This is a genomic window from Sterolibacterium denitrificans, from assembly GCF_900174485.1.
Taxonomy (GTDB): domain Bacteria; phylum Pseudomonadota; class Gammaproteobacteria; order Burkholderiales; family Rhodocyclaceae; genus Sterolibacterium; species Sterolibacterium denitrificans.
The window spans coordinates 2,997,576-3,017,194 of sequence record NZ_LT837803.1 but is presented as its reverse complement, the minus strand read 5'-3'; the positions used below and the strand labels follow the sequence as shown (position 1 = coordinate 3,017,194).

16 protein-coding genes are annotated in these 19,619 nt (G+C 61.6%); 7 read left to right on the top strand and 9 right to left on the bottom strand.

From position 1 onward, the window contains the following. Window positions 1-232 precede the first annotated feature (232 nt). The 5 genes from SDENCHOL_RS13565 to SDENCHOL_RS13545 all read left to right on the top strand — a co-directional run bounded on the left by SDENCHOL_RS13565 (window position 233) and on the right by SDENCHOL_RS13545 (window position 10,415). Window positions 233-1,300, top strand: a complete 1,068-nt coding sequence (locus tag SDENCHOL_RS13565; RefSeq protein WP_154717296.1) for a 3-deoxy-7-phosphoheptulonate synthase — start codon at window positions 233-235, stop codon at window positions 1,298-1,300. Window positions 1,301-1,345: 45 nt separating this feature from the next. Further along, window positions 1,346-2,857, top strand: a complete 1,512-nt coding sequence (locus tag SDENCHOL_RS13560) for an ArnT family glycosyltransferase (RefSeq protein WP_231912995.1) — start codon at window positions 1,346-1,348, stop codon at window positions 2,855-2,857. Next, window positions 2,836-3,729, top strand: a complete 894-nt coding sequence (locus tag SDENCHOL_RS13555) for a decaprenyl-phosphate phosphoribosyltransferase (protein WP_154717294.1) — start codon at window positions 2,836-2,838, stop codon at window positions 3,727-3,729. Before SDENCHOL_RS13560 ends, SDENCHOL_RS13555 begins: the two co-directional genes overlap by 22 nt. Before the next feature lie 231 nt (window positions 3,730-3,960). After that, complete coding sequence (locus tag SDENCHOL_RS13550; protein ID WP_172955085.1) at window positions 3,961-6,807, top strand: EAL domain-containing protein; 2,847 nt, start codon at window positions 3,961-3,963, stop codon at window positions 6,805-6,807. Window positions 6,808-6,938: 131 nt separating this feature from the next. Further along, window positions 6,939-10,415, top strand: coding sequence for an EAL and GGDEF domain-containing protein (locus tag SDENCHOL_RS13545; RefSeq protein WP_154717293.1), 3,477 nt, complete (start codon window positions 6,939-6,941; stop codon window positions 10,413-10,415). A gap of 71 nt (window positions 10,416-10,486) precedes the next feature. Here the strand turns inward: SDENCHOL_RS13545 and SDENCHOL_RS13540 are convergent, their stop codons facing one another. Further along, window positions 10,487-11,038 carry a cob(I)yrinic acid a,c-diamide adenosyltransferase gene (locus SDENCHOL_RS13540; RefSeq protein ID WP_154717292.1) on the bottom strand — a complete coding sequence of 184 codons (552 nt, stop codon included), beginning with the start codon at window positions 11,036-11,038 and terminating at the stop codon, window positions 10,487-10,489. A gap of 134 nt (window positions 11,039-11,172) precedes the next feature. Between SDENCHOL_RS13540 and SDENCHOL_RS13535 the strand changes: the two genes are divergently transcribed. Then, a complete protein-coding gene (locus tag SDENCHOL_RS13535) occupies window positions 11,173-12,261 on the top strand; it encodes a hypothetical protein (RefSeq protein WP_154717291.1) in 1,089 nt (362 codons plus the stop codon). A 51-nt stretch (window positions 12,262-12,312) separates the two neighbouring features. Here SDENCHOL_RS13535 and proB read toward each other — a convergent pair whose 3' ends face one another. From proB to rplU, 4 genes are all read right to left on the bottom strand, one after another. Continuing rightward, on the bottom strand, window positions 12,313-13,437 hold the full coding sequence (gene proB, locus SDENCHOL_RS13530) for a glutamate 5-kinase (protein ID WP_154717290.1): 1,125 nt from the start codon (window positions 13,435-13,437) through the stop codon (window positions 12,313-12,315). Then, window positions 13,418-14,497: an Obg family GTPase CgtA gene (gene cgtA / locus SDENCHOL_RS13525; protein WP_154717289.1), complete on the bottom strand. Its 1,080-nt coding sequence runs from the start codon at window positions 14,495-14,497 to the stop codon at window positions 13,418-13,420. Before cgtA ends, proB begins: the two co-directional genes overlap by 20 nt. 115 nt (window positions 14,498-14,612) lie before the next feature. After that, window positions 14,613-14,873, bottom strand: coding sequence for a 50S ribosomal protein L27 (gene rpmA / locus SDENCHOL_RS13520; protein ID WP_154717288.1), 261 nt, complete (start codon window positions 14,871-14,873; stop codon window positions 14,613-14,615). A 34-nt stretch (window positions 14,874-14,907) separates the two neighbouring features. Continuing rightward, complete coding sequence (gene rplU / locus SDENCHOL_RS13515; RefSeq protein ID WP_154717287.1) at window positions 14,908-15,219, bottom strand: 50S ribosomal protein L21; 312 nt, start codon at window positions 15,217-15,219, stop codon at window positions 14,908-14,910. Between the two features lie 19 nt (window positions 15,220-15,238). On the opposite strand from rplU, the gene SDENCHOL_RS13510 reads away from it, so the two are divergent. Further along, the gene (locus SDENCHOL_RS13510) at window positions 15,239-16,165 is read left to right on the top strand and encodes an outer membrane beta-barrel protein (RefSeq protein WP_154717286.1); all 927 of its coding nucleotides are present in this window, start codon (window positions 15,239-15,241) and stop codon (window positions 16,163-16,165) included. A gap of 4 nt (window positions 16,166-16,169) precedes the next feature. On the opposite strand, the gene SDENCHOL_RS13505 is transcribed toward SDENCHOL_RS13510, so the two are convergent. The 4 genes from SDENCHOL_RS13505 to SDENCHOL_RS13490 form a co-directional block, all read right to left on the bottom strand. Then, window positions 16,170-17,231 carry an L-threonylcarbamoyladenylate synthase gene (locus SDENCHOL_RS13505; protein ID WP_154717285.1) on the bottom strand — a complete coding sequence of 354 codons (1,062 nt, stop codon included), beginning with the start codon at window positions 17,229-17,231 and terminating at the stop codon, window positions 16,170-16,172. Continuing rightward, the gene (gene purE / locus SDENCHOL_RS13500) at window positions 17,228-17,719 is read right to left on the bottom strand and encodes a 5-(carboxyamino)imidazole ribonucleotide mutase (protein ID WP_154717284.1); all 492 of its coding nucleotides are present in this window, start codon (window positions 17,717-17,719) and stop codon (window positions 17,228-17,230) included. Before purE ends, SDENCHOL_RS13505 begins: the two co-directional genes overlap by 4 nt. A 41-nt stretch (window positions 17,720-17,760) precedes the next feature. Next, window positions 17,761-18,621 (bottom strand): bifunctional methylenetetrahydrofolate dehydrogenase/methenyltetrahydrofolate cyclohydrolase FolD, encoded by an 861-nt coding sequence (gene folD / locus SDENCHOL_RS13495; RefSeq protein ID WP_154717283.1) that lies wholly within the window; start codon window positions 18,619-18,621, stop codon window positions 17,761-17,763. Window positions 18,622-18,913: 292 nt separating this feature from the next. Beyond that, complete coding sequence (locus tag SDENCHOL_RS13490; RefSeq protein WP_154717282.1) at window positions 18,914-19,234, bottom strand: helix-turn-helix domain-containing protein; 321 nt, start codon at window positions 19,232-19,234, stop codon at window positions 18,914-18,916. Window positions 19,235-19,619 lie beyond the last annotated feature (385 nt).

Here is a 19,619-nt window from a genome sequence, read left to right as displayed (position 1 = left end):
TGCTTTACAAAACAATAAAACAACAAAACACCCGCAAATGCAACCCTCGCAGATAAAAACCTGCAGCTTGACTCCACCTCCACCATGTCACTCCACAAAATTCATGACAGTCCAGGTAAAAAGTGCTGAGCGCGGCAGGGGCATCAGCAGTATGGACAGAAGGCCGGTGGCCTTCTGTTAAAATTGCCCGTTCTTTTCGCGGCAGGAGTCACCGGCAAGTGGCCGGACAAACATGAAACCGATTGTCGATGATGTCCGCATCCAGGAGATCAAGGAACTCTTCACGCCTGCGCAGATATTGCAGGAGTACCCCGGCAGCGAGGCCACAGCGCAGACCACCGAGGCGGCGCGGCGTGCCATTCACCGGATTTTGCATGGTGCAGATGATCGCTTGCTGGTGGTCGTCGGCCCCTGCTCGATTCATGACCCCGACAGCGCGCTCGACTATGCGCGGCGCCTGAAGGCGGAGTGTGATCGTCTGCAGGGCGATCTGCTCATCGTCATGCGGGTGTATTTCGAGAAGCCGCGCACGACGGTGGGTTGGAAAGGTTTGATCAACGACCCGGGGCTGGATGGCAGTTTCAGCATCAACGAAGGCCTGCGCTTGGCGCGCCGCATTCTGCTGCAGATAAACGAACTGGGTCTGGCCTGCGGCACCGAGTTTCTCGATACGATCAGTCCTCAATACACGGCGGATCTGGTCAGTTGGGGCGCCATTGGCGCGCGAACCACGGAATCGCAAATCCATCGCGAGTTGGCCTCCGGTCTGTCATGTCCGGTCGGCTTCAAGAACGGCACGGATGGCAATGTGCGTGTCGCCATCGACGCCATCCGCGCGGCGGCCAGTCCGCACCACTTTCTTTCAGTTACCAAGGCCGGCCACTCGGCGATCGTGGCAACGCTCGGCAACGAAGATTGCCATCTCATACTGCGCGGTGGCAAGGATTGCAACTACGACGCAGCCAGTATCGATGCCGCCTGCAAGGCGCTCGGTGCGGCAGGCTTGGCGGCGCGGGTCATGATCGATTTTTCGCATGCCAACAGCCGCAAGCAGCATCAGTTGCAATGCGCCGTCGCACGCGATGTCGGCGAGCAGATCGCAGCGGGCGATGAGCGTATCTGTGGCGCCATGATCGAGTCGCATCTCAAGGCCGGACGTCAGGACATCGTGCCCGGGCAGCCGCTGGAATATGGGGTCTCCGTGACGGATGCCTGCATAGGCTGGGAAGACAGCGTGGCCATGCTGGATCTGCTGGCTGAGGCCGTGCGTCGGCGCCGCCTGGTACTGGCCGAACGCTGAGTCGGCATTGTTATTCAATTCGCGGAAGCGCCTTGGCAGATGGTAATGACATATAAACGCTTCCTGCTGATACTCGGCCTCACCTTGCTTTTCCGCTTCTGGCTGGCGGTGGCGTTGCCGATCACGGGTGATGAGGCCTACTTCATCTGGTGGGGCAAGATTCCCGATTGGGGGTTTTACGATCATCCGCCGATGATCGGCTGGTGGCTGGCAGCGCTGCTGCAGGTTTCCGATGCGGCATGGTGGCTGCGCCTGCCCGCGACCTTGCTGCCGGTCGCCATGGCATTTGCCGTGGCGCGCCATTTCCGGGCACAGGGAGAAAACGTGGCCTGGGGAACGGCAACCCTGATACTGCTTGCGCCGCTGCACTTCTGGAACGTCATCGTCACCACCGATACCGCGCTGGTGTTCTTTTCCTTCTTTTCGGCACTCGCTTTCCTTCGCGCTGCGCGTGATGACGACTGGCGCTATTACCTGCTTGCCGGCGTGCTGCTGGCAGGTGCCGTACTCTCCAAGTATTTCGTGGCGCTGCTGGGTTTCGCCTATTTGCTGCACGCGCTGATCCGCCCGAATTCGCGCAAGTGGCGCGGCCTGCTGTTGTGCTACGCGATGGTCGTGCCGGCCTTGCTGCTGATGGTTTGGTGGAATGCCGGCCATTGCTGGCCAAACTACATGTTCAACTTCGTCAATCGGCATGAGAATGCGGCGGGATTGTCCTGGTCCTATCCGCTGACCTATGTGGCGATGTTGCTGTATGTGCTGACACCACCGGTCCTGCTGCATTTGCTGCGCCAGCGCGTCGGCTTGCGCCAGACCTGGCAGCGCAGTGACGGCCAGGCGCTGCTGCTGATTGCCCTGGCTCCGTTGCTGCTGTTTGCCGGCCTGTCGCTGGTCAAGCGCATCGGCCTGCATTGGGTGCTGTCCTTCGTCCCCTTCGTGCTGATGCTGTTGCCAGGGATTTTGAGCGCGTCCGTCCTGAACCGACTGGTCAAGTTCTTTGCCGGCTTTGCCCTGCTTCACGCCTTGGTTTTTGTGGTCGTCGCCCAGATTCCGCTGGAAACCTGGCAGCGCACGCGGCTGTACAGCGGGCTGGTGCTGACTGTCGAGTCGCAGCAACTGCTCGACCAGCTCAAGCCCTACGAAAAGGATTACGTCTTTGCCAGCGATGGCTATTCCAATGCCGTCACCCTGGGTTATAACGCCAGGCGTTACTTCATGGTGTTCGGTCTGGCTTCCAGCCATGCGCGTCATGACGACATTCTGACCGACGTGCGCAGCCTGGATGGGCGCAACATCCTGATCGTGAGAAAAACGGCGCCGCAGCCCGAGGAATATCTGCCTTATTTTGAAGAAATCAGGATGCAGACGATCGAAGTGCGTGGCGCCACTTTTTATCTTGTGCTCGGCCGCGGCTTCAAATATGCGACGTATCGCGACGAAGTGCTCACGCAGATTCGCCAAAGGTATTACGCTGTGCCAAACTGGCTACCGCAGACGGCTTGTTATTTCTGTGATCGTTACTTCCCCGGGACGGCATGTCACAAGCAAAACAGGTAAAGCAGATCGTCCGTTTGCTGCGGCCGCATCAGTGGCTGAAAAACGGTTTTGTCCTGATCGGCGTACTGTTTGGCCACGCCTGGAATGATGCGTCCCTGCTCATCCAGGCGGCCTATGCCTTTGGTGCATTCTCCTTGCTGGCTTCAGGCGTGTATGTGATGAACGACCTGATCGACCGTGAGCAGGATCGCCTGCATCCGGTCAAGTGCCGGCGTCCGCTGGCCAGCGGCGCGCTGTCGGTTTCGACGGCAGGGATGCTGATGGCGGTGTGCTTTGCGGCCGGCTTCGCTCTGGTGTTTCTCAGCGAAACTCGGGCAGCCTGGGTGTTCGTCGGTTATGTCGTGCTGAATGTAGCCTATACGCTGGGCCTCAAACACGTCGTCGTGCTCGATGTTTTCCTCATCGCCGCCGGCTTCATGTTGCGCATCCTTGCCGGCACCACGGGTATCGGCATCGAGCCCTCTTACTGGCTGCTGCTGTGCAGCCTGATGCTGACCCTGTTTCTCGGTTTTGCCAAGCGCCAGGCAGAGTTCATGGCGCTGGATGCCGGCGATGCCGCCGCGCATCGGCGGGTACTTGAGAATTACACGCCCGCCATGCTGGATCAGTTCATGATGATTGCCGGTGCGGCCACCATCATTTCCTACAGTCTTTATACGGTAAGCCACGAGACCGTTACCCTGCACGAGACGACCAAGTTGATCTATACCGTGCCCTTGGTCATCTACGGCATGTTCCGCTACCTTTTCCTGCTGCATGGACGAGGCGGCGGGGGCGATCCGGCGCGCCTGCTCCTGACCGATCCGCATTTGCTGGCGACAGGCGTTGGCTGGGTGCTGCTGGTCATGGCGGTTTTGCAGCGCTGGCTATAAACATGCAGCGCGCAGCAGGGCTGCGCGAGGCTGCTGGCGGTGGCGTGCGTCGCGGTTTTTTTCCAACGGATGGATTGTGCAGGCCGGTGTGAATTTTTTGCCCTGCAGCATGCGAAATCCTGCGGATGCCCTTTATTTCGCGCCGACTGTGTATAGAATCCGACCATTGCAGCAGAGAAATTCGCCCAGAGACTCACTCCATCCAGATTTTCTGGCTTCAGAAGGAAGTTCATGAAGCGAACGCGCAACTCGATTCTGATACTGCCACTGCTGGTATTCATCCTCTTTTTCGTCGTTGCCTGTTTTTCGCTCTTCTATAGCGACTGGCTGGAGCGCAAACGGCTGATTTCCGAAACGAGCGTGCTTGCGCTGGATGAGGCAGGGCGCCTGGCGCGGCAGGCAAGTTATCTGACGAGTGGCGATGTCGGCGCGCTGGAACAGGAGATCTTGCAACTGCGCGCCGATGATTCGGTAACTCAAGCGTTGATCGTCGATGCCACTGGCCGCGTGCTGGTTGCCCGGCAGCATGAATGGAAAGGTCTCAAGGCGCCCGCGCTGATCGAGGGGTGGAGCCCCGCCCACTTTGCGCGCATCATCCAGAGCAGTGTCGCCGATATTCGTGTCGATACGGAGAAGATGCGCATCACCGTGCTTGCCCCGTATGGCGTATCGTCCGCTGCTGCTCAGACGGAGGATGTTCGTCGCGGCGCGGTATTCCTCGCTCATGATTTGTCCGGCGCACTCGAGCGCAAGCGCAAGAGCAATTTCATCCAGCGCTTGCCGGATCTGGGCCTGGTGTTGCTGTTTGCCATCGGCTTGGCGATCTGGATCTATCGCAGCGTGGTTGCGCCATTGCGCAGCATTACCGATGCCAGCCGGCGTATCGGCAGCGGTGATCTGGGCGCGCGCGTGCCGATCTCCGACAGCGGCGAAGTGGCCGAACTCGGCAATCACTTCAACAGCATGGCCGAAGCGCTGGAGCACGAACTGACGGCGCGTAGCGAACTGTCGAGCGAACTGCAGCAGAGTTACGCGCGGCTGACGCGATTGACCGCGCATCTGCCGGGCATCGTCTATCAGTTCGTGATGGCGCCTGACGGCCGCTTCCGCATGCCCTTCGTCAGTGACGGCATTTTCGACAAGTATGGCTGCACGCCCGAACAACTGGCGCAGGATGCCACGCCCCTGCTGGACATGGTTATTCCTGAGGATCGCGCGGCATTCGATGCCTCCATCCTTGAATCGGCCCGCACCTTGCAGCCCTGGCGTCACGAGTTCCGGATCGTTTTTCCGAATGGCGATACCGTCTGGCACGCGGGTGCTTCGCGCCCGGAGAGGCTGGACGATGGCAGCATCCAGTGGCACGGCTTCTTCATGGACATTGCCGATCGCAAGCGCTCGGAAGAGTCCCAGCGACTCAGCGCCAGCGTTTTCGAAACCACGGGCGAAGCCATCATGGTGACCGATGTGCGGGGAACGATCGTCATGGTCAATCCCGCCTTCTGCCGCATCACCGGCTATGCCGAGACCGAGGTTCTCGGCAAGGCGCAACAGATTCTCAGCTCCGGCCGGCATGATCATGAGTTTTACCGCAATGTGCGGGAGATTTTGCAGACCAGCGGCAACTGGGTTGGCGAAATCTGGAGCCGCCGCAAGAATGGCGAGCAGTACCCCGAGTGGCAGAACATCAGCGTCGTTCACGACAACGCGGGCAATATTACGCATTACGTAACGGTGTTCGCCGATCTGACGGAAATCCGGAGTGCGCAGCAGGAAGCCGAGAATCTTTCCTGGCGCGATCCCTTGACCGACCTGGCGAACCGCGCCCTGTTCCTGCGCCAGATCGATCAGATTCTGGCCAGCGCCCAGCGCGACAACGGGTATGCCGCAATTCTGCTGATCGACATCGATCGCTTCAAGGATATCAACGAAGCGCGCGGGCTGGCGATGGGGGATGCCCTGCTCAAGGCAATCGCCGATCGATTGGGCCGGGCATTGCGCCCCGACGACATGCTGGCACGCCTCAATGCCGATGAGTTTGCCATCACCTTGCCGCGTCTTTCGCCAACGCCGGAAGATGCCGGACGCGAGGCGCTGGCCGTTGCCGAGAAATTGCGGACGATCCTGTTCGAGAGCATCGAGATCGATAACGAGACATTTCATCTCGATGCCAGCATCGGTATTGCCGTGCTTCCGGATGGCCCTGAAGAGGCTTCTTCCGACGCCCTGCGCCGTGCCGACATGGCGATGCACGAAGCGAAGGCCGAAGGCGGCGCGCGCGTCGTCTTCTTCGAGGCGGCCATGGGCGATGCAGTGCGCGAGCGCTTCCGTCTCGAACGCGAGCTGCGTCTGGCCATTGGAGAGAACCAGTTGCGTCTCTATCTGCAACCCCAGGTCGACGCTGCGGGCCTGCAGGTGGGTTGCGAGGCTCTGGTACGCTGGCAGCATCCGGAGCGCGGCCTGGTGCCGCCGATCATGTTCATCCCTCTGGCAGAGTCCTCGGAACTCATCGTTTCGCTCGATCGCTGGATGCTGGCCGAAGTCTGCCGCTTGCTGGCACAGCTCAAGCGGGAAGGCCATCCATTGCGCATTTCGGTGAATATTAGTCCGCGCCATTTCCGCAGAGAGGATTTCGTCGATGAGGTCAAGCGCCTGCTTGCCGCCAGCGGTGCCGATGCGTCCTACCTGGTGCTTGAGGTGACCGAAGGCATGGTGATCGGCGACGTCAACGATGTGATTGCCAAGATGAACAAACTGAAGGAGATGGGCGTCCAGTTTTCGATGGACGACTTCGGTACCGGTTATTCCAGTCTTGCCTATCTGAAGCGCCTGCCGATACATGAGCTGAAAATCGACAAGGGCTTCATTCAGGATTCAACCTCGGACTCGAATGATGCGGCGCTGGTGGAAACCATTCTCTCGGTTGCGCAGCACATGAATTTGCAGGTGGTCGCAGAAGGCGTCGAAACCCAGGAACAGGCGGATTTTCTCAACGCCCGCGCCAAAGTCATCCACCAGGGTTATCTCTTCGGCCGGCCCGAGCCGGTTGACACCTGGTTGGAGCGACACAGGGCTTAGCGTCAGTTCGTCGGTCACCGGCTTTCCCGTATTCTCAGGTATAGAATATGCTGCTCTCATCATGCGGCGGGTACGCGCTTTGTACTGCTCCAGACTGAAAAGTTGCTATTTGATTCTCTGAAACGGCACGAATGAAACAGTCCACGCTTTCACACCCGGTATCCAGGGCCGATGCGATCCGCTGGGCGGGACGCATCGGCTGGGCCATGCTGGCGGTGCTGGTGGCGATCACATTGAGCTATTGGTATTTCGGCGTTGCCGAAATACTGGGCGGGCCTTCAAAAGTCAAAGAGCTGATGCTGGTTTCCGGCCTGCTCATCAGCGTGCTGGTGTTCGGTCTGACCCTGGCGTTGATCCATATCCGCGAGCTTGCGCAATACCTGATGGATGACATGCATGCCTCCCTCAAGCAGAGCGAGGAGCGCTGGAGTCTCGCACTGGAGGGAATCAAGGCCGGCATCACCGATTGGGATATTCCTGCCGACTTCGTCCAATATTCGAAGGGCTGGTACGACATTGTCGAATTTGCCGAGGGTGAGGTCGGTCATCGGCCCGATGGATGGATGCAGCGCATCCATCCCGACGACATGCCGCGACTGACCGAGCAATTGCAGGACATGCTCGCCGGCAAGTTGGCCAATCCAAAGCACGAATTTCGCATGCTGACCAAGGATGGGCGCGTGAAATGGGTGCTCGGCCATGCCATCATCACCCATCGCGATGCGGCCGGGAAGCCCTTGCGGCTGATTGGCGTGAATATCGACATCACCGATCGCAAGCGCGCCGAGGCCACGCGCGACGCCCTGCTCGAAGCCCATGTCGATGCCGGCGTGGGGCTGTTTGCCCTGCGTGACGGGCGCATGGTGTTCGTCAATCCGGCAATTGCGACGATTACCGGCTACAGCATCGATGAGCTGTACGCGGTGCCAAACGTGATTGACGTCGGCGTCCATCCGGACGAGCGGGAGCGCATTCAACGCAAACACGACAAGCGGCTGGCCGGCAACATGGAGAGCTCACGCTACGAAACCAGCATCGTCACCAAGTCGGGCGAGCGGCGCGAAATCGAGCTGGCTGTGACGCTTACGCCGAATAGTCCCGACTTCGATGTGCTCGGCATCGTCACCGATATTACGGAACGCAAGCAACTGGCGGCCCGGTTGCAGGAAGGTCATGATCTGCTGACCAAGATTTCCGCCCACGTTCCGGGCGTGATTTTTCAGTTCCGGCTCGATCCGGATGGCCGGATCAGTTATCCCTTCGTCAGCGATAGCGTCCAGGACCTGTACGGCCTGTCGGCTGCCGAGATTCGGGAAGATGCCCATCGGGTATCGGCTTTTTTGCATCCCGACGATGCCGAGGCGGTCATGGGCGCATTCCATGCATCGGCACGGAACATCGAGCCGTGGCATCTTGAATATCGGCTGGAACGGCCGGGGCGCGGCACATGCTGGGTGCTGACCGAGGCGAAACCGGAGAAACTGCCGGATGGCAGTATCGTCTGGCATGGCATCACGACCGACATCACCGAAATCAAGAACATGCAGGAAGCGCTGCACAACAGCGAAGAGCGCTTCCGCAGCCTGACGCAGATGAGCGCGGACTGGTACTGGGAGCAGGACGAAAACTACCGGTTCACGGAGATTTCCGGCGGTGCGGCCTATGGACAGGTCAAGGCCATTTCGGAGCAGACCATCGGCAAGACGCGCTGGGAAATTCTCTCCAACCACGACGATCCTGAAGCGCTGGCACGTCATCGCGAGCGGATCGAGAAACGCAAGTCGTTCCGCAATTTCGAGTTTTCCATTCCCGCCGGCGATGGCCAGTCGCACATCATCAGCATCAGTGGCGAGCCGCATTTCGATGCCACAGGACGTTTCATGGGCTATCGCGGCGTCGGCAGTGACGTGACGGAGCGCAAGCGCATCGAAGAGGAGTTGCGCCTGGCTGCGATGGTGTATGAAAGCAGCAGCGAAGCCATGTCGGTGACCGGCGCCGATGGCCGGGTCATCACGGTCAATCCGGCATTCACGCAAATTACCGGCTGGGAGGCCGAGGAGGTCATCGGCCACCGGGTAAGGATATTCAACATCGATGCGGACATGTTCAAGACAATCAAGAGTGCCATCGACACGACGGGTCACTGGCATGGCGAACTGTGGAATCATCGCAAGAACGGCGATATTTACCCTGCGCTGATCAGCATCAATACCATCTTCGACGAAAATGGCCAGCCGTACCGTTATGTGGCGCTGTTCTCGGACATCACCAATCGCAAGCAGACCGAGGAGCTGATCTGGCGTCAGGCGAATTTCGATGCGCTCACCCAGCTGCCCAACCGCAGCATGTTCCATGAGCGTGTTGGTCAGGAAATCAAGAAAGCGCGGCGTGCCGGAACGCAGCTTGCCTTGCTGTTCATCGATCTCGATCGCTTCAAGGAAGTCAATGACACGCTCGGCCACGACACCGGCGACCATCTGTTACTGGAAGCCGCGCAGCGCATCGTCGGCTGCGTGCGCGAAACCGATGCCGTTGCGCGCCTCGGTGGAGATGAGTTCACCGTGCTGCTTGCCGATCTGGCGCATGGCGACAATGTCATCGTCGAGCGCATTGCCCGCGACATTCTCGACAGCCTGGCGAATCCCTTCTTGCTGGGCGAAGACGAGGTCTATGTTTCCGCCAGCATCGGCATCACCCTCTATCCGGAAGATGCAGACAGGATCGATGAAATGTTCCGCAATGCCGACCAGGCAATGTATCTGTCGAAGACCCTCGGGCGCAATCGCTACAGCTACTTCACACCTGAATTGCAGGCATCGGCACAGAACAGGCTGCGCCTGATCACCGACCTGCGCGGCGCAATCGCCGGCGAGCAGTTCCGGGTGTATTTCCAGCCGGTGATCGAGCTGGCGACGGGCCGCATCGTCAAGGCCGAGGCCCTGCTGCGCTGGCAGCATCCCCAGCGCGGCATGGTCATGCCCGACGAGTTCATTCCGCTCATCGAAGAAACCGGCATGATCCACGAGATCGGCGAGTGGGTCTTCAGGGAGGCGGTGCATTGGGCGCAACGCTGGAGAACCGGCCGGCACAGCGAGTTCCAGATCAGCGTGAACAAATCGCCGGTGCAGTTCCAAAAGGAGGCCAACGGACATATCGGCTGGCTGGCGCATCTGGAAGAACTGGGGCTGCCCGGCAACACGATTGCCATCGAGATCACCGAAGGCCTGCTGCTCGATGCCGATCCGGCGATCGTCGGCGCCCTGCTGGGTTGCCGCGATGTCGGCATCCAGGTCGCGCTGGATGACTTTGGCACCGGCTATTCGTCACTGGCCTATCTGAACAGATTCGACATCGACTACCTGAAGATCGACAAATCCTTCATCGGTAATCTGACCGACAATCCCGGCGACATGGCGCTGTCCGAAGCCATCATCGTGATGGCGCACAAACTCGGGCTGAAGGTGATTGCGGAAGGCGTCGAGACTGCCGCCCAGCGCGATCTGCTGGCGTCGGTCGGTTGCGATTATGGCCAGGGCTATCTGTTCTCGCGCCCCTTGCCGCCGGAAGCGTTCGAGGCGCTGCTGCTGGACGACAAATGCTTTGCCTGAGTGCTGCCGGCGGTTGATCACCCGCAGCGAGCATTTTTACGCCGCTATCTCAACATCCCGACATCCCGGCGTCAGGCATTCTTGCCCTTTTGCCAGAGCACGTCGCCGCGGCCGGCCGCCTGGTTGAAATGGCGCGCAAGGACGAAGAGCAGATCGGAGAGCCGGTTCAGGTACTGGCGCCCCGTGTCGGAGATGGTTTCGGCATGGCCCAGCGCCACGACTGCGCGCTCGGCCCGGCGGCAGACCGCCCGCGCCTGGTGCGCCAGCGCGGCGGCGCGGGTGCCGCCCGGCAGGATGAAGTCCTTGAGCGGCGCCAGCGTGGCATTGTAGTGATCGATGGCGGTTTCGAGGCGCGCGGGTTGATTGGCGCCCAGCAGGGTTGCCCCCGGAATCGACAATTCGCCACCCAGGTCGAACAGGTCGTGCTGGATGCCGGTCAGCAGTTCGACGAGATCGGTGGGGATCTCTTCGCAGAGCAGTATGCCGACGACGGTGTTGGTTTCATCGATATCGCCGATGGCGCTGATGCGCAGGCTGTCCTTGCCGGTGCGGCTGCCATCGCCCAGGCCGGTGGTGCCGGCATCGCCGGTGCGCGTGTAGATCTTGGAAAGACGGTATCCCATCTGCCGCTCCGTGGATGAAAGGGAAAGGGCCGATTATAGGCGGCTTCGCGGGCGGTGCCTGATAGAATGCGGCGGTTTGCCGGCTACAGGCTTCCACGTGTTTTCTTCAACGCTCCAGGAACAAGGAGGTTCGCATGCAATCCCAGCTTTCCCGACTGGATGATTATCCGGTTCACCAGATCGCGGACGTCGTCCGCCATACCGGCACCAGCGACCGCAATTTCTACGACCGCTACTACTTCAACCTGTTCAACAAGGCCGGCGACATCTTCGTCGTCTTCGGTCTGGGTCAGTATCCCAATCTCGGGGTGCAGGATGCCTTCCTGCTGGTGCGCGAGGGCGACGTGCAGGACGTCGTCCGCGCCTCCCGCCCGCTCACCGATCGCGCCGACATTTCCGTGGGGCCCCTGAAGATCGAAGTCATCGAAGGCCTGAAAAAACTGCGTCTGACGGTCGGGCCGAACGAGGCCGGCATCGAGCTGGACGTGGTCTGGAATGGCGAGCATTCTGCGTTCCAGGAGCCGCGCCACTACATCCGCAAGCACGGCCGCGTGTTGTTCGACACCATGCGCTTCGCCCAGCTCGGCACCTGGAGCGGCACGCTGAAATACAACGGCAAAACCTACGACATCACGCCCGACGAGTGGCTGGGCAGCCGCGACCGCTCCTGGGGCGTGCGTCCGGTCGGCGAGGAGGAGCCGAAGGGCATCCACCTCGGCACGCCGTCGATGGAAGGCATGTGGAATTATTTCCCGATCCTGTTCAAGGATTACGCCCTGATGTACCTGGTCAACGAGACCGGCGACGGCAAGCGCACCATCGAGGAAGGCCTGCGCATCTGGAAGGATCCGCAGCGCGAGCCCGAATGGCTGGGCCGTCCCGAGCACGACCACGTGTTCAACTCGGCGATGCAGTACATGGCCGACATGAAGGAAGGCGTGGTGCGCTTCCCCGACGCGCCGGGCGGCCCGCTCGAACTGCGCGGCACGCCGCTGCTGCAGACCTACCTGACCATGGGTACCGGCTACGGACTCGAACAGGACTGGCGCCACGGCATGTACCAGGGGCCCGAGCTGGTGGTGCAGAAGGCGCACTACAACTACAAGGACGACATGATGCTGGGCCTGATCGAAACGCCGGCGCGCTTCACGCTCAACGGCGAAGTCGGCTACGGCATGATGGAATTCGCCTTCTTCAGCGAAGTGCCGAAATACACGGGCTGAGGCTCGGGACGGAAATTCCGGGTGCCCCGGGCTTCCTGCCGGGGCCTGCGTTTACTGGCGCTGCAGCAGCACCATGTTGTCGCGATGGATCAGCTCGGTTTCGTCCAGGTAGCCGAGCAGGGCGGCGATTTCATGCGTCGCGTGTCCGGCGATGCGCCGCGTTTCGGCGCTGGAATAGTTGATCAGGCCACGGGCGACTTCCCGCCCGTCTGCCGTCCGGCAGGCGACGACCGCGCCGCGCACGAACTCGCCTTCGACCCGCGTCACGCCGACCGGCAGCAGGCTCTTGCCGCTCTCCAGGGCGTGGCCGGCGCCGTCATCCAGATACACGCTGCCGGCGAGTTGCAGGTGATCGGCCAGCCATTGCTTGCGCGCGGCCAGCGGTGAGGCCGTGGCAATCAGCAGACTGCCCAGTGGCTCACCCTGGCTGATGCGCAGCAGCACGTCCGGCACATGGCCGCTGGCAATCACGGTATCGGTGCCGCTGCGCGCGGCGCGTCGCGCGGCGCGTACCTTGGTGATCATGCCGCCCTTGCTGATGCCCGTGCCGGCGCCGCCCGCCATGGATTCATAACGCGGATCGTCGGCCAGCCCTTCGCTGATCAGGGTGGCGGCAGGATCGTGGCGCGGGTCGGCGCTGTAGAGCCCCTGCTGATCCGTGAGGATGACCAGCGCATCCGCCTCGATCAGATTGGCGACCAGGGCCGCCAGCGTGTCGTTGTCGCCGAATTTGATCTCGTCGGTGACGACGGTATCGTTTTCATTGATGATGGGCACCACGCCGAGTTCGAGCAGCGTGAGCAGCGTCGAGCGCGCGTTGAGATAGCGCGTGCGATCGGCCAGGTCGGCGTGCGTCAGCAGGATCTGCGCCGTCTTCAGGCCGTATTGGGCAAAGCTGGTTTCATAGGTTTGCGCCAGGCTCATTTGTCCGACTGCGGCCGCGGCCTGCAGTTCATGCACGGCATGCGGCCGCTGCTGCCAGCCCAGCCGCTGCATGCCGGCGGCGATGGCGCCGGATGAAACCAGCACGACCTGCCTGCCGCCGGCCAGCAGGGCGGCAATCTGTTTCGCCCATTCCGCCAGGGCGTCCAGGGCCAGGCCGGCGCCGTTGTTGGTGACCAGCGCGCTACCGACCTTGACGACCAGACGGCGTGATTCAATCAAGCGGTTCCGCATCGCTGTCCGTGCTTTCCGTTTCCGTTGCCTCTGCCGGGGGCAGGGTATGTTTGTGCCGATCGAGATGGTCCATGATGGCGTAGGTGAGTTCCCGGCAACCGGCGCCATTGATCGCCGAAACCGCAAAATGGCGCTCGACCGGGCCATAGCCGGCAATCAGTTCGGCAATGCGTGCCGCGCGCATCTCTTCGGGCAGCAGGTCGATCTTGTTGATGACCAGCCAGCGCGGTTTCTCGTAGAGTGACTGATCGTATTTGCGCAGTTCATCGATGATGGCGTGCGCATCGCGCACGGGATCGGCATCCGGATCGAAGGGGCTGGCATCGACCAAGTGCAGCAGCAAGCGCGTGCGCTGCAGGTGGCGCAGAAAGCGATGGCCCAGCCCGGCGCCTTCGGCCGCGCCTTCGATGAGTCCGGGAATATCGGCGATGACGAAGCTGCGTTCGTGATCCACGCGCACCACGCCCAGGTTGGGCTGCAAGGTGGTGAACGGATAATCGGCCACCTTGGGCCTGGCGGCGGAAACGGCGCGGATCAGCGTGGATTTGCCGGCATTCGGCAGACCGAGCAAACCGACGTCCGCCATGACCTTGAGTTCGAGGTGGAGCTCCCGGCGCTCGCCGGCTTCTCCCGGCGTGCACTGGCGCGGGGCGCGATTCACGCTGGACTTGAAATGCAGGTTGCCGAGCCCGCCCTGCCCGCCCTTGGCGATCAAGGCGCGCTTGCCGTCGTGGTCGAGATCGACGATGAGCTCGCCGGTATGCAGATCGCTGATGACGGTGCCGACCGGCACGCGGAGCAGCATGTCCTCTCCGCCCTTGCCGTAACAGTCCGCGCCACGGCCGTTCTCGCCGTGCTGTGCGCGGAATATCCGCGTATAGCGGAAATCGATCAGCGTATTCAGGTTGCCGTCGGCAAGCGCCCAGATGCTGCCGCCACGGCCGCCGTCGCCGCCGTCGGGGCCGCCTCGCGGAATGTACTTCTCGCGGCGAAAGGAGGCCGAGCCATTGCCGCCGTTGCCGGCAATCACCTCGATTCTGGCTTCATCAAAAAACTTCACGGCGAATCCTCAGCTACTCTCTGTTTCTTTTTTCCGCGCGTAATCCTGCGCATAAACACAAAAGCCCTATCGTCGCGATAGGGCTTTTGCTGTCGGCAAGGCCAGAAATTACAAGTTACGCTGCGGGAACGATGCTCACCGTCCTGCGCTTCATCGGGCCCTTGACCGCGAACTGGATGGCGCCGGTGACCTTGGCGAAGAGCGTGTGATCCTTGCCGATGCCGACATTGTCGCCGGCATGGAACTGCGTGCCGCGCTGGCGCACGATGATGCTGCCAGCCGGAACCACTTCGCCGCCGTAGCGCTTGACGCCGAGGCGCTTGGCCTGTGAGTCGCGGCCGTTGCGGGAACTGCCGCCTGCTTTTTTGTGTGCCATGATTCAGGCTCCTTGAAGTTGGGCCGTTGACCAGTTAACCAGCGATGCCGCTGATCTGGATCTCGGTATAGTTTTGACGATGGCCCTGGTGCTTTTGATAATGCTTGCGCCGGCGCATCTTGAAGATCTTGACTTTCGGACCGCGGCCGTGCGCAATCACCGTGGCGGTCACTTTGGCGCCAGCGACGACGGGGGCGCCAATCTTGACGCTTTCGCCTTCACCGACCATGAGCACCTGATCCAGTGTGATTTCTGCGCCCACATCAGCCGGTATCTGTTCTATTTTGAGTTTTTCGCCGGCTGCGACGCGATATTGCTTGCCGCCGGTTTTTATGACCGCATACATGATGGACTCCAATTGAAGAATGCTGCTAAGGGTCGGCCATTATACATGGAACTTCCTCGCGGTCAAAGTGGATTGCCCTGAAAAATTCGTCTTTTCAGGGAGCTACGCCTGCCAGACAGAGAAAAAATCGTGCGCTTGGCATACGGGGACGCACAGCCGGCGCGCGGATTTTGGTAAGATCGCGCTTTTCCACGCGCCTGCGGAGTCATCGATGAAACGCCACCTTGCTCGTCTTACCTGCGTTGCCGGTGCTTACCTGTGTGTGGTATCTCCTGCGGCGCATGCGCTGGAAATGGCCGGCAGCATGTATCTCGTCGCGGCCTATGGCACGACCCGGGTTGCGGATCAGCCGATGATAGACAGCGTCGACAATATCGTCAGAAGCTCGTTGAAGAATGTGAGCAAAATCGACTCGACGGTATCCTCGTCGGATCATGGCTACAAGCTGCAGCTCGGCTACGAATTCACCCCGCATTTTGCAATCGAGGGGGGCTATGTCGATCTTGGCCGGCTCACTTACAAGACCTCTTATGAAACCCTCACGCCTTCTCCGTTTCCTGACGTGCTCGGCGATATCACCACCACGTTCGATCCCGCGCATCGCCAGGCGCGTGTGAAGGGCTGGAATATCGCCGGCGTCGGCATCTATCCGATCGACGAAGAATGGTCGGTGTTCGGCAAGCTGGGGATCATCCATGCCCGGATGCAGACGCTCGACACTTCCGAGCGCCTGCCGTTCAACATCAAACACAATCCGTTCGGTTCCACCAGGAATGGCGCCGAATCCAAATGGTCGTCCAACATCGGCATCGGCGCCAGCTACCGCATCAGCGATACGCTCGGCATACGCGCCGAAGCCGAGCGCTTCGGCAAGGTCGGCAAGCGGGAGGTGACCGGCAGCACCGACATCGATCTGGTGACGCTCGGCCTTACGGCGCGGTTCTGAATCCCTATCCCTCTCGGCCAGCCGGCGCCGGCACTTCTACTAGTCCTTCGATTCCTTCATTTTCCGCCCCCGAACCGTGGGCGGCGCGCTGCAGGCGATCGGTCACTGCCCGCCAGACTTCGGCGTCCGGCGGCGTTTCCACCAGAATGAGATCGTGCTGGCCGTCGTCGCAGCGGCGCAGCGTGGCGTACAGCGCCTGGGCATAGTCGGCGGCACGGCTTGCCGTGCGTACCCAATGGCAGTTTGCGGGCAGCGTGGCCGGTTGCGGCGCATGTTGCGCCAGCACGGCGCAGCGCCGTCCGGCCTGCAGTTCTGCCGCCAGCACGGCGGGCAAGTCGGCGGCGCCGACCAGACGCAGCGGCGTGCGCGGTGCGTAATGCGCGGCCAGCGACCCCGAGACGCGCGGCGTGGCCGCAGTCACGGCATCGCGCGTCAGGCGCTGGCCCAGCACCTGCTCCAGCGCTTGGTGCGTAATGGCGCCGGGGCGCAGGATGCGTGGTACCTCATTGGACAGATCGACGATGGTGGACTCTATCCCGACCATGCAGGGGCCGCCGTCGAGGATCACCTTGACCTGCTCGCCCAGTTCCTCGCGTACATGCGCCGCCGTGGTCGGGCTGATGCGGCCGAAACGGTTCGCCGAAGGGGCGGCCAGGCCGGCCCCCAGGCCGCCGCTGGCTTCATCGAAAGAGCGCAGCAGCGCCAGCGCCAGACGATGATCCGGCACGCGCAAGCCGACCGTATCCTGCCCGCCGGTGACGGCATCCAGCACCTGGGGCTGACGCTTCAGGATCAGGGTGAGCGGCCCCGGCCAGAAAGCGGCGGCCAGCCGCCGGGCGGCTTCGGGAATCTCGCGCGCCCAGCGATCCAGCGCATCGGCGCCGGGCAGATGGACGATCAGCGGATGGTCGGCCGGGCGGCCCTTGGCGGCGAAGATCTTCGCCACTGCCGCGGGATTCGACGCATCCGCGCCAAGACCGTAAACCGTCTCGGTGGGAAAGGCGACCAGCTCGCCGGCCTGCAGTGCCGCAACCGCTGCTTCGAGATTGCGGCCCAGTGAATTCACGGCAGATCCAGCGTCTTCGCCAGTACCTTGGCTTTCTGGCGGCTGCGGAAGTCGACCAGTTTGGCCGCCGTTCCGGCATCCTGCAGCGCCAGGATGGAAACCGCGAACAGCGCCGCATTCGTCGCCCCGGCCTTGCCGATGGCGAAGGTGGCGACGGGGATGCCGCCGGGCATCTGCACCATGGAAAGCAGCGAATCCAGTCCCTGCAGCGCCGAGTCCATCGGCACGGCCAGTACCGGCAGCGTGGTCTTGGCGGCCAGCACGCCGGCCAGATGCGCTGCCCCGCCGGCCGCGCCGATCAGCACCTGGATGCCGCGCCCAGCGGCGCTGGCGGCGTAGTCGAGCGCTTCGTCCGGCGTGCGATGCGCCGACAGCACGCGCGCTTCGTAGGGAATGCCGAATTCCTTGAGGGTTTCGGCTGCCGCGCGCAGCACCGGCCAGTCGCTGTCGGAACCCATGACGATGCCGACGAGAGGAGTAGTAGCCATGTTTCTTCCTTGTGACTGATGCGTTGTAAGGAGGTCGGGAATCAAACGCAGCGTTCGGCCGCTTCGATGGTGTTGGTCAGCAGCATGGTGATGGTCATCGGTCCGACGCCGCCGGGCACCGGAGTGATCAGGCCGGCGACCTGGCTGGCCGATGCGAAATCCACGTCGCCGCAGAGCTTGCCGCCTTGCTCGGCCGGCAGGCGGTTGATGCCGACGTCGATCACCGTCGCGCCCGGCTTGATCATGTCGCCGGTGATCATCCTGGCCTTGCCGACGGCGGCGACGAGGATATCGGCGCGTCGGGTGTGAAACGCCAGATCGCGCGTCCGCGAATGGCAGATGGTGACGGTGCAACCGGCGGCGAGCAGCAGCATCGCCATCGGCTTGCCGACGATGTTGCTGCGTCCGACGATCACCGCCTCCGCGCCTTTCAGCGGCACCTGGGCGGTTTCCAGCATTTTCATCACCCCATACGGCGTGCAGGGAATGAAGCGCGGCGTGCCTTGCATCAAGGCGCCGACGTTCTCGGCATGGAAGCCATCGACATCCTTTGCCGGCGCGATCGCTTCGAGCACGGCGTCGCTGTCGAACTGCTTGGGCAACGGCAACTGCACCAGGATGCCATGCACGCCGGGATCGGCATTCAGCTCGGCGATCCGCGCCATGACCACGGCCGGATCGACGTCGGCCGCATACACGTCCTTCAGCGAACGCAGCCCCGCCTTCTCGCAGGCATTCACCTTGTTGCGCACATACACGGCGGAAGCCGGATCCTCGCCGACCAGAATGACCGCCAGACAAGGCGTCACGCCCTTGGCCTTGAGCGCGGCGGCGCGCTCGGCGAGCTGCTCGCGCACGGAAGTGGACAGGGCATTGCCGTCGATGATGTTGGCGGTGGTCATGGTATCGGGTATCGAAGAAGTGGTCGAAACTGCCGGCAAACCGCCGTCGCAAACCGCGCCGGCACCGGGACGAAAGGCCGCAATTTTACCTTGATTGCCCGCGCCTTGCCGTTGTGGGCGTAAGGTGCCAGGGCAATCGCATGAATGGGCCGGGAGGAGGTTTGAGGGTTGTTCCCTCTCCCCAACCCCTCTTCCGCGAGGGGCTACCGTATGCACACATCTCTGGCGCGAATCGTGCGTTCCATTTCACGAGTCAATTTTGGGAGCGAGCGAGATGAGGCTGGGGAAGAACTTATGCGAACACCACACTGGTCCGCCCAGTGGCGTGAGAGCGAGAGGGCTTACGCACGACGATCTCGACATCCCGGCCAAGCCGGTTCATGCACTCCAGCATCTTGGTTTCGCTGATACCTCGAAATTGACCGCGCAGCATGCCCGAGAGTTTGGGTTGGGGCATACCCAGGATATCGGCGGCCTGAACCTGGGTCAGATGGCGATGTTTGATGATTTCGCCGATCTTGGTGGCCAAGGTCGCCTTGACCTGTATCCCGGCAGTGCCGGGTGGGCCGAGGTCCTCATAGACGTTGGCTGATCCCTTTTCGATTTCAATCATTTCAAGCCCCTTTGGCATGCGTCTGCGCAGCCCCCACCCAGTGCAAAGGCTTGAAGTGTTCGGGCATCGCCGGGTTATACCCATATAGGTCTAGTGTAGTGCTGCATTCTTGACGGGATATCGGGTTCGTCATTCCCGCGCAGGCGGGAATCCAGTACGTCCCTGGGTCCCCGCTTTCGCGGGGACGACAAATGTATGTATCAACCGGAACCTTGACTCTCTCGCCTCTGGCTCACTCGGTGGGGGCAAAAGATGTGTGCATACGGTAGGAGGGGCCGGGGAGAGGGGGAACCACAGAAGAAAGCGAAAACAAGGCTTCATGCGATTGTCCTGCGCAAGGCGGCGCCGATACCGGCGTGGATCGGCGCCGCCGAACGCATCAGGG

Bases quoted from the DNA above. Each gene is read 5' to 3' on its own strand.
- SDENCHOL_RS13560 (WP_231912995.1), top strand. From the start codon at position 1,346: ATGACATATAAACGCTTCCTGCTGATACTCGGCCTCACCTTGCTTTTC.
- SDENCHOL_RS13555 (WP_154717294.1), top strand. From the start codon at position 2,836: ATGTCACAAGCAAAACAGGTAAAGCAGATCGTCCGTTTGCTGCGGCCG.
- rpmA (WP_154717288.1), bottom strand. From the start codon at position 14,873: ATGGCACACAAAAAAGCAGGCGGCAGTTCCCGCAACGGCCGCGACTCA.
- SDENCHOL_RS13565 (WP_154717296.1), top strand. From the start codon at position 233: ATGAAACCGATTGTCGATGATGTCCGCATCCAGGAGATCAAGGAACTC.
- SDENCHOL_RS13550 (WP_172955085.1), top strand. From the start codon at position 3,961: ATGAAGCGAACGCGCAACTCGATTCTGATACTGCCACTGCTGGTATTC.
- folD (WP_154717283.1), bottom strand. From the start codon at position 18,621: ATGACCACCGCCAACATCATCGACGGCAATGCCCTGTCCACTTCCGTG.
- SDENCHOL_RS13545 (WP_154717293.1), top strand. From the start codon at position 6,939: ATGAAACAGTCCACGCTTTCACACCCGGTATCCAGGGCCGATGCGATC.
- SDENCHOL_RS13510 (WP_154717286.1), top strand. From the start codon at position 15,239: ATGCTGCTAAGGGTCGGCCATTATACATGGAACTTCCTCGCGGTCAAA.
- SDENCHOL_RS13535 (WP_154717291.1), top strand. From the start codon at position 11,173: ATGCAATCCCAGCTTTCCCGACTGGATGATTATCCGGTTCACCAGATC.
- purE (WP_154717284.1), bottom strand. From the start codon at position 17,719: ATGGCTACTACTCCTCTCGTCGGCATCGTCATGGGTTCCGACAGCGAC.
- rplU (WP_154717287.1), bottom strand. From the start codon at position 15,219: ATGTATGCGGTCATAAAAACCGGCGGCAAGCAATATCGCGTCGCAGCC.
- SDENCHOL_RS13540 (WP_154717292.1), bottom strand. From the start codon at position 11,038: ATGGGATACCGTCTTTCCAAGATCTACACGCGCACCGGCGATGCCGGC.
- SDENCHOL_RS13490 (WP_154717282.1), bottom strand. From the start codon at position 19,234: ATGATTGAAATCGAAAAGGGATCAGCCAACGTCTATGAGGACCTCGGC.
- proB (WP_154717290.1), bottom strand. From the start codon at position 13,437: ATGCGGAACCGCTTGATTGAATCACGCCGTCTGGTCGTCAAGGTCGGT.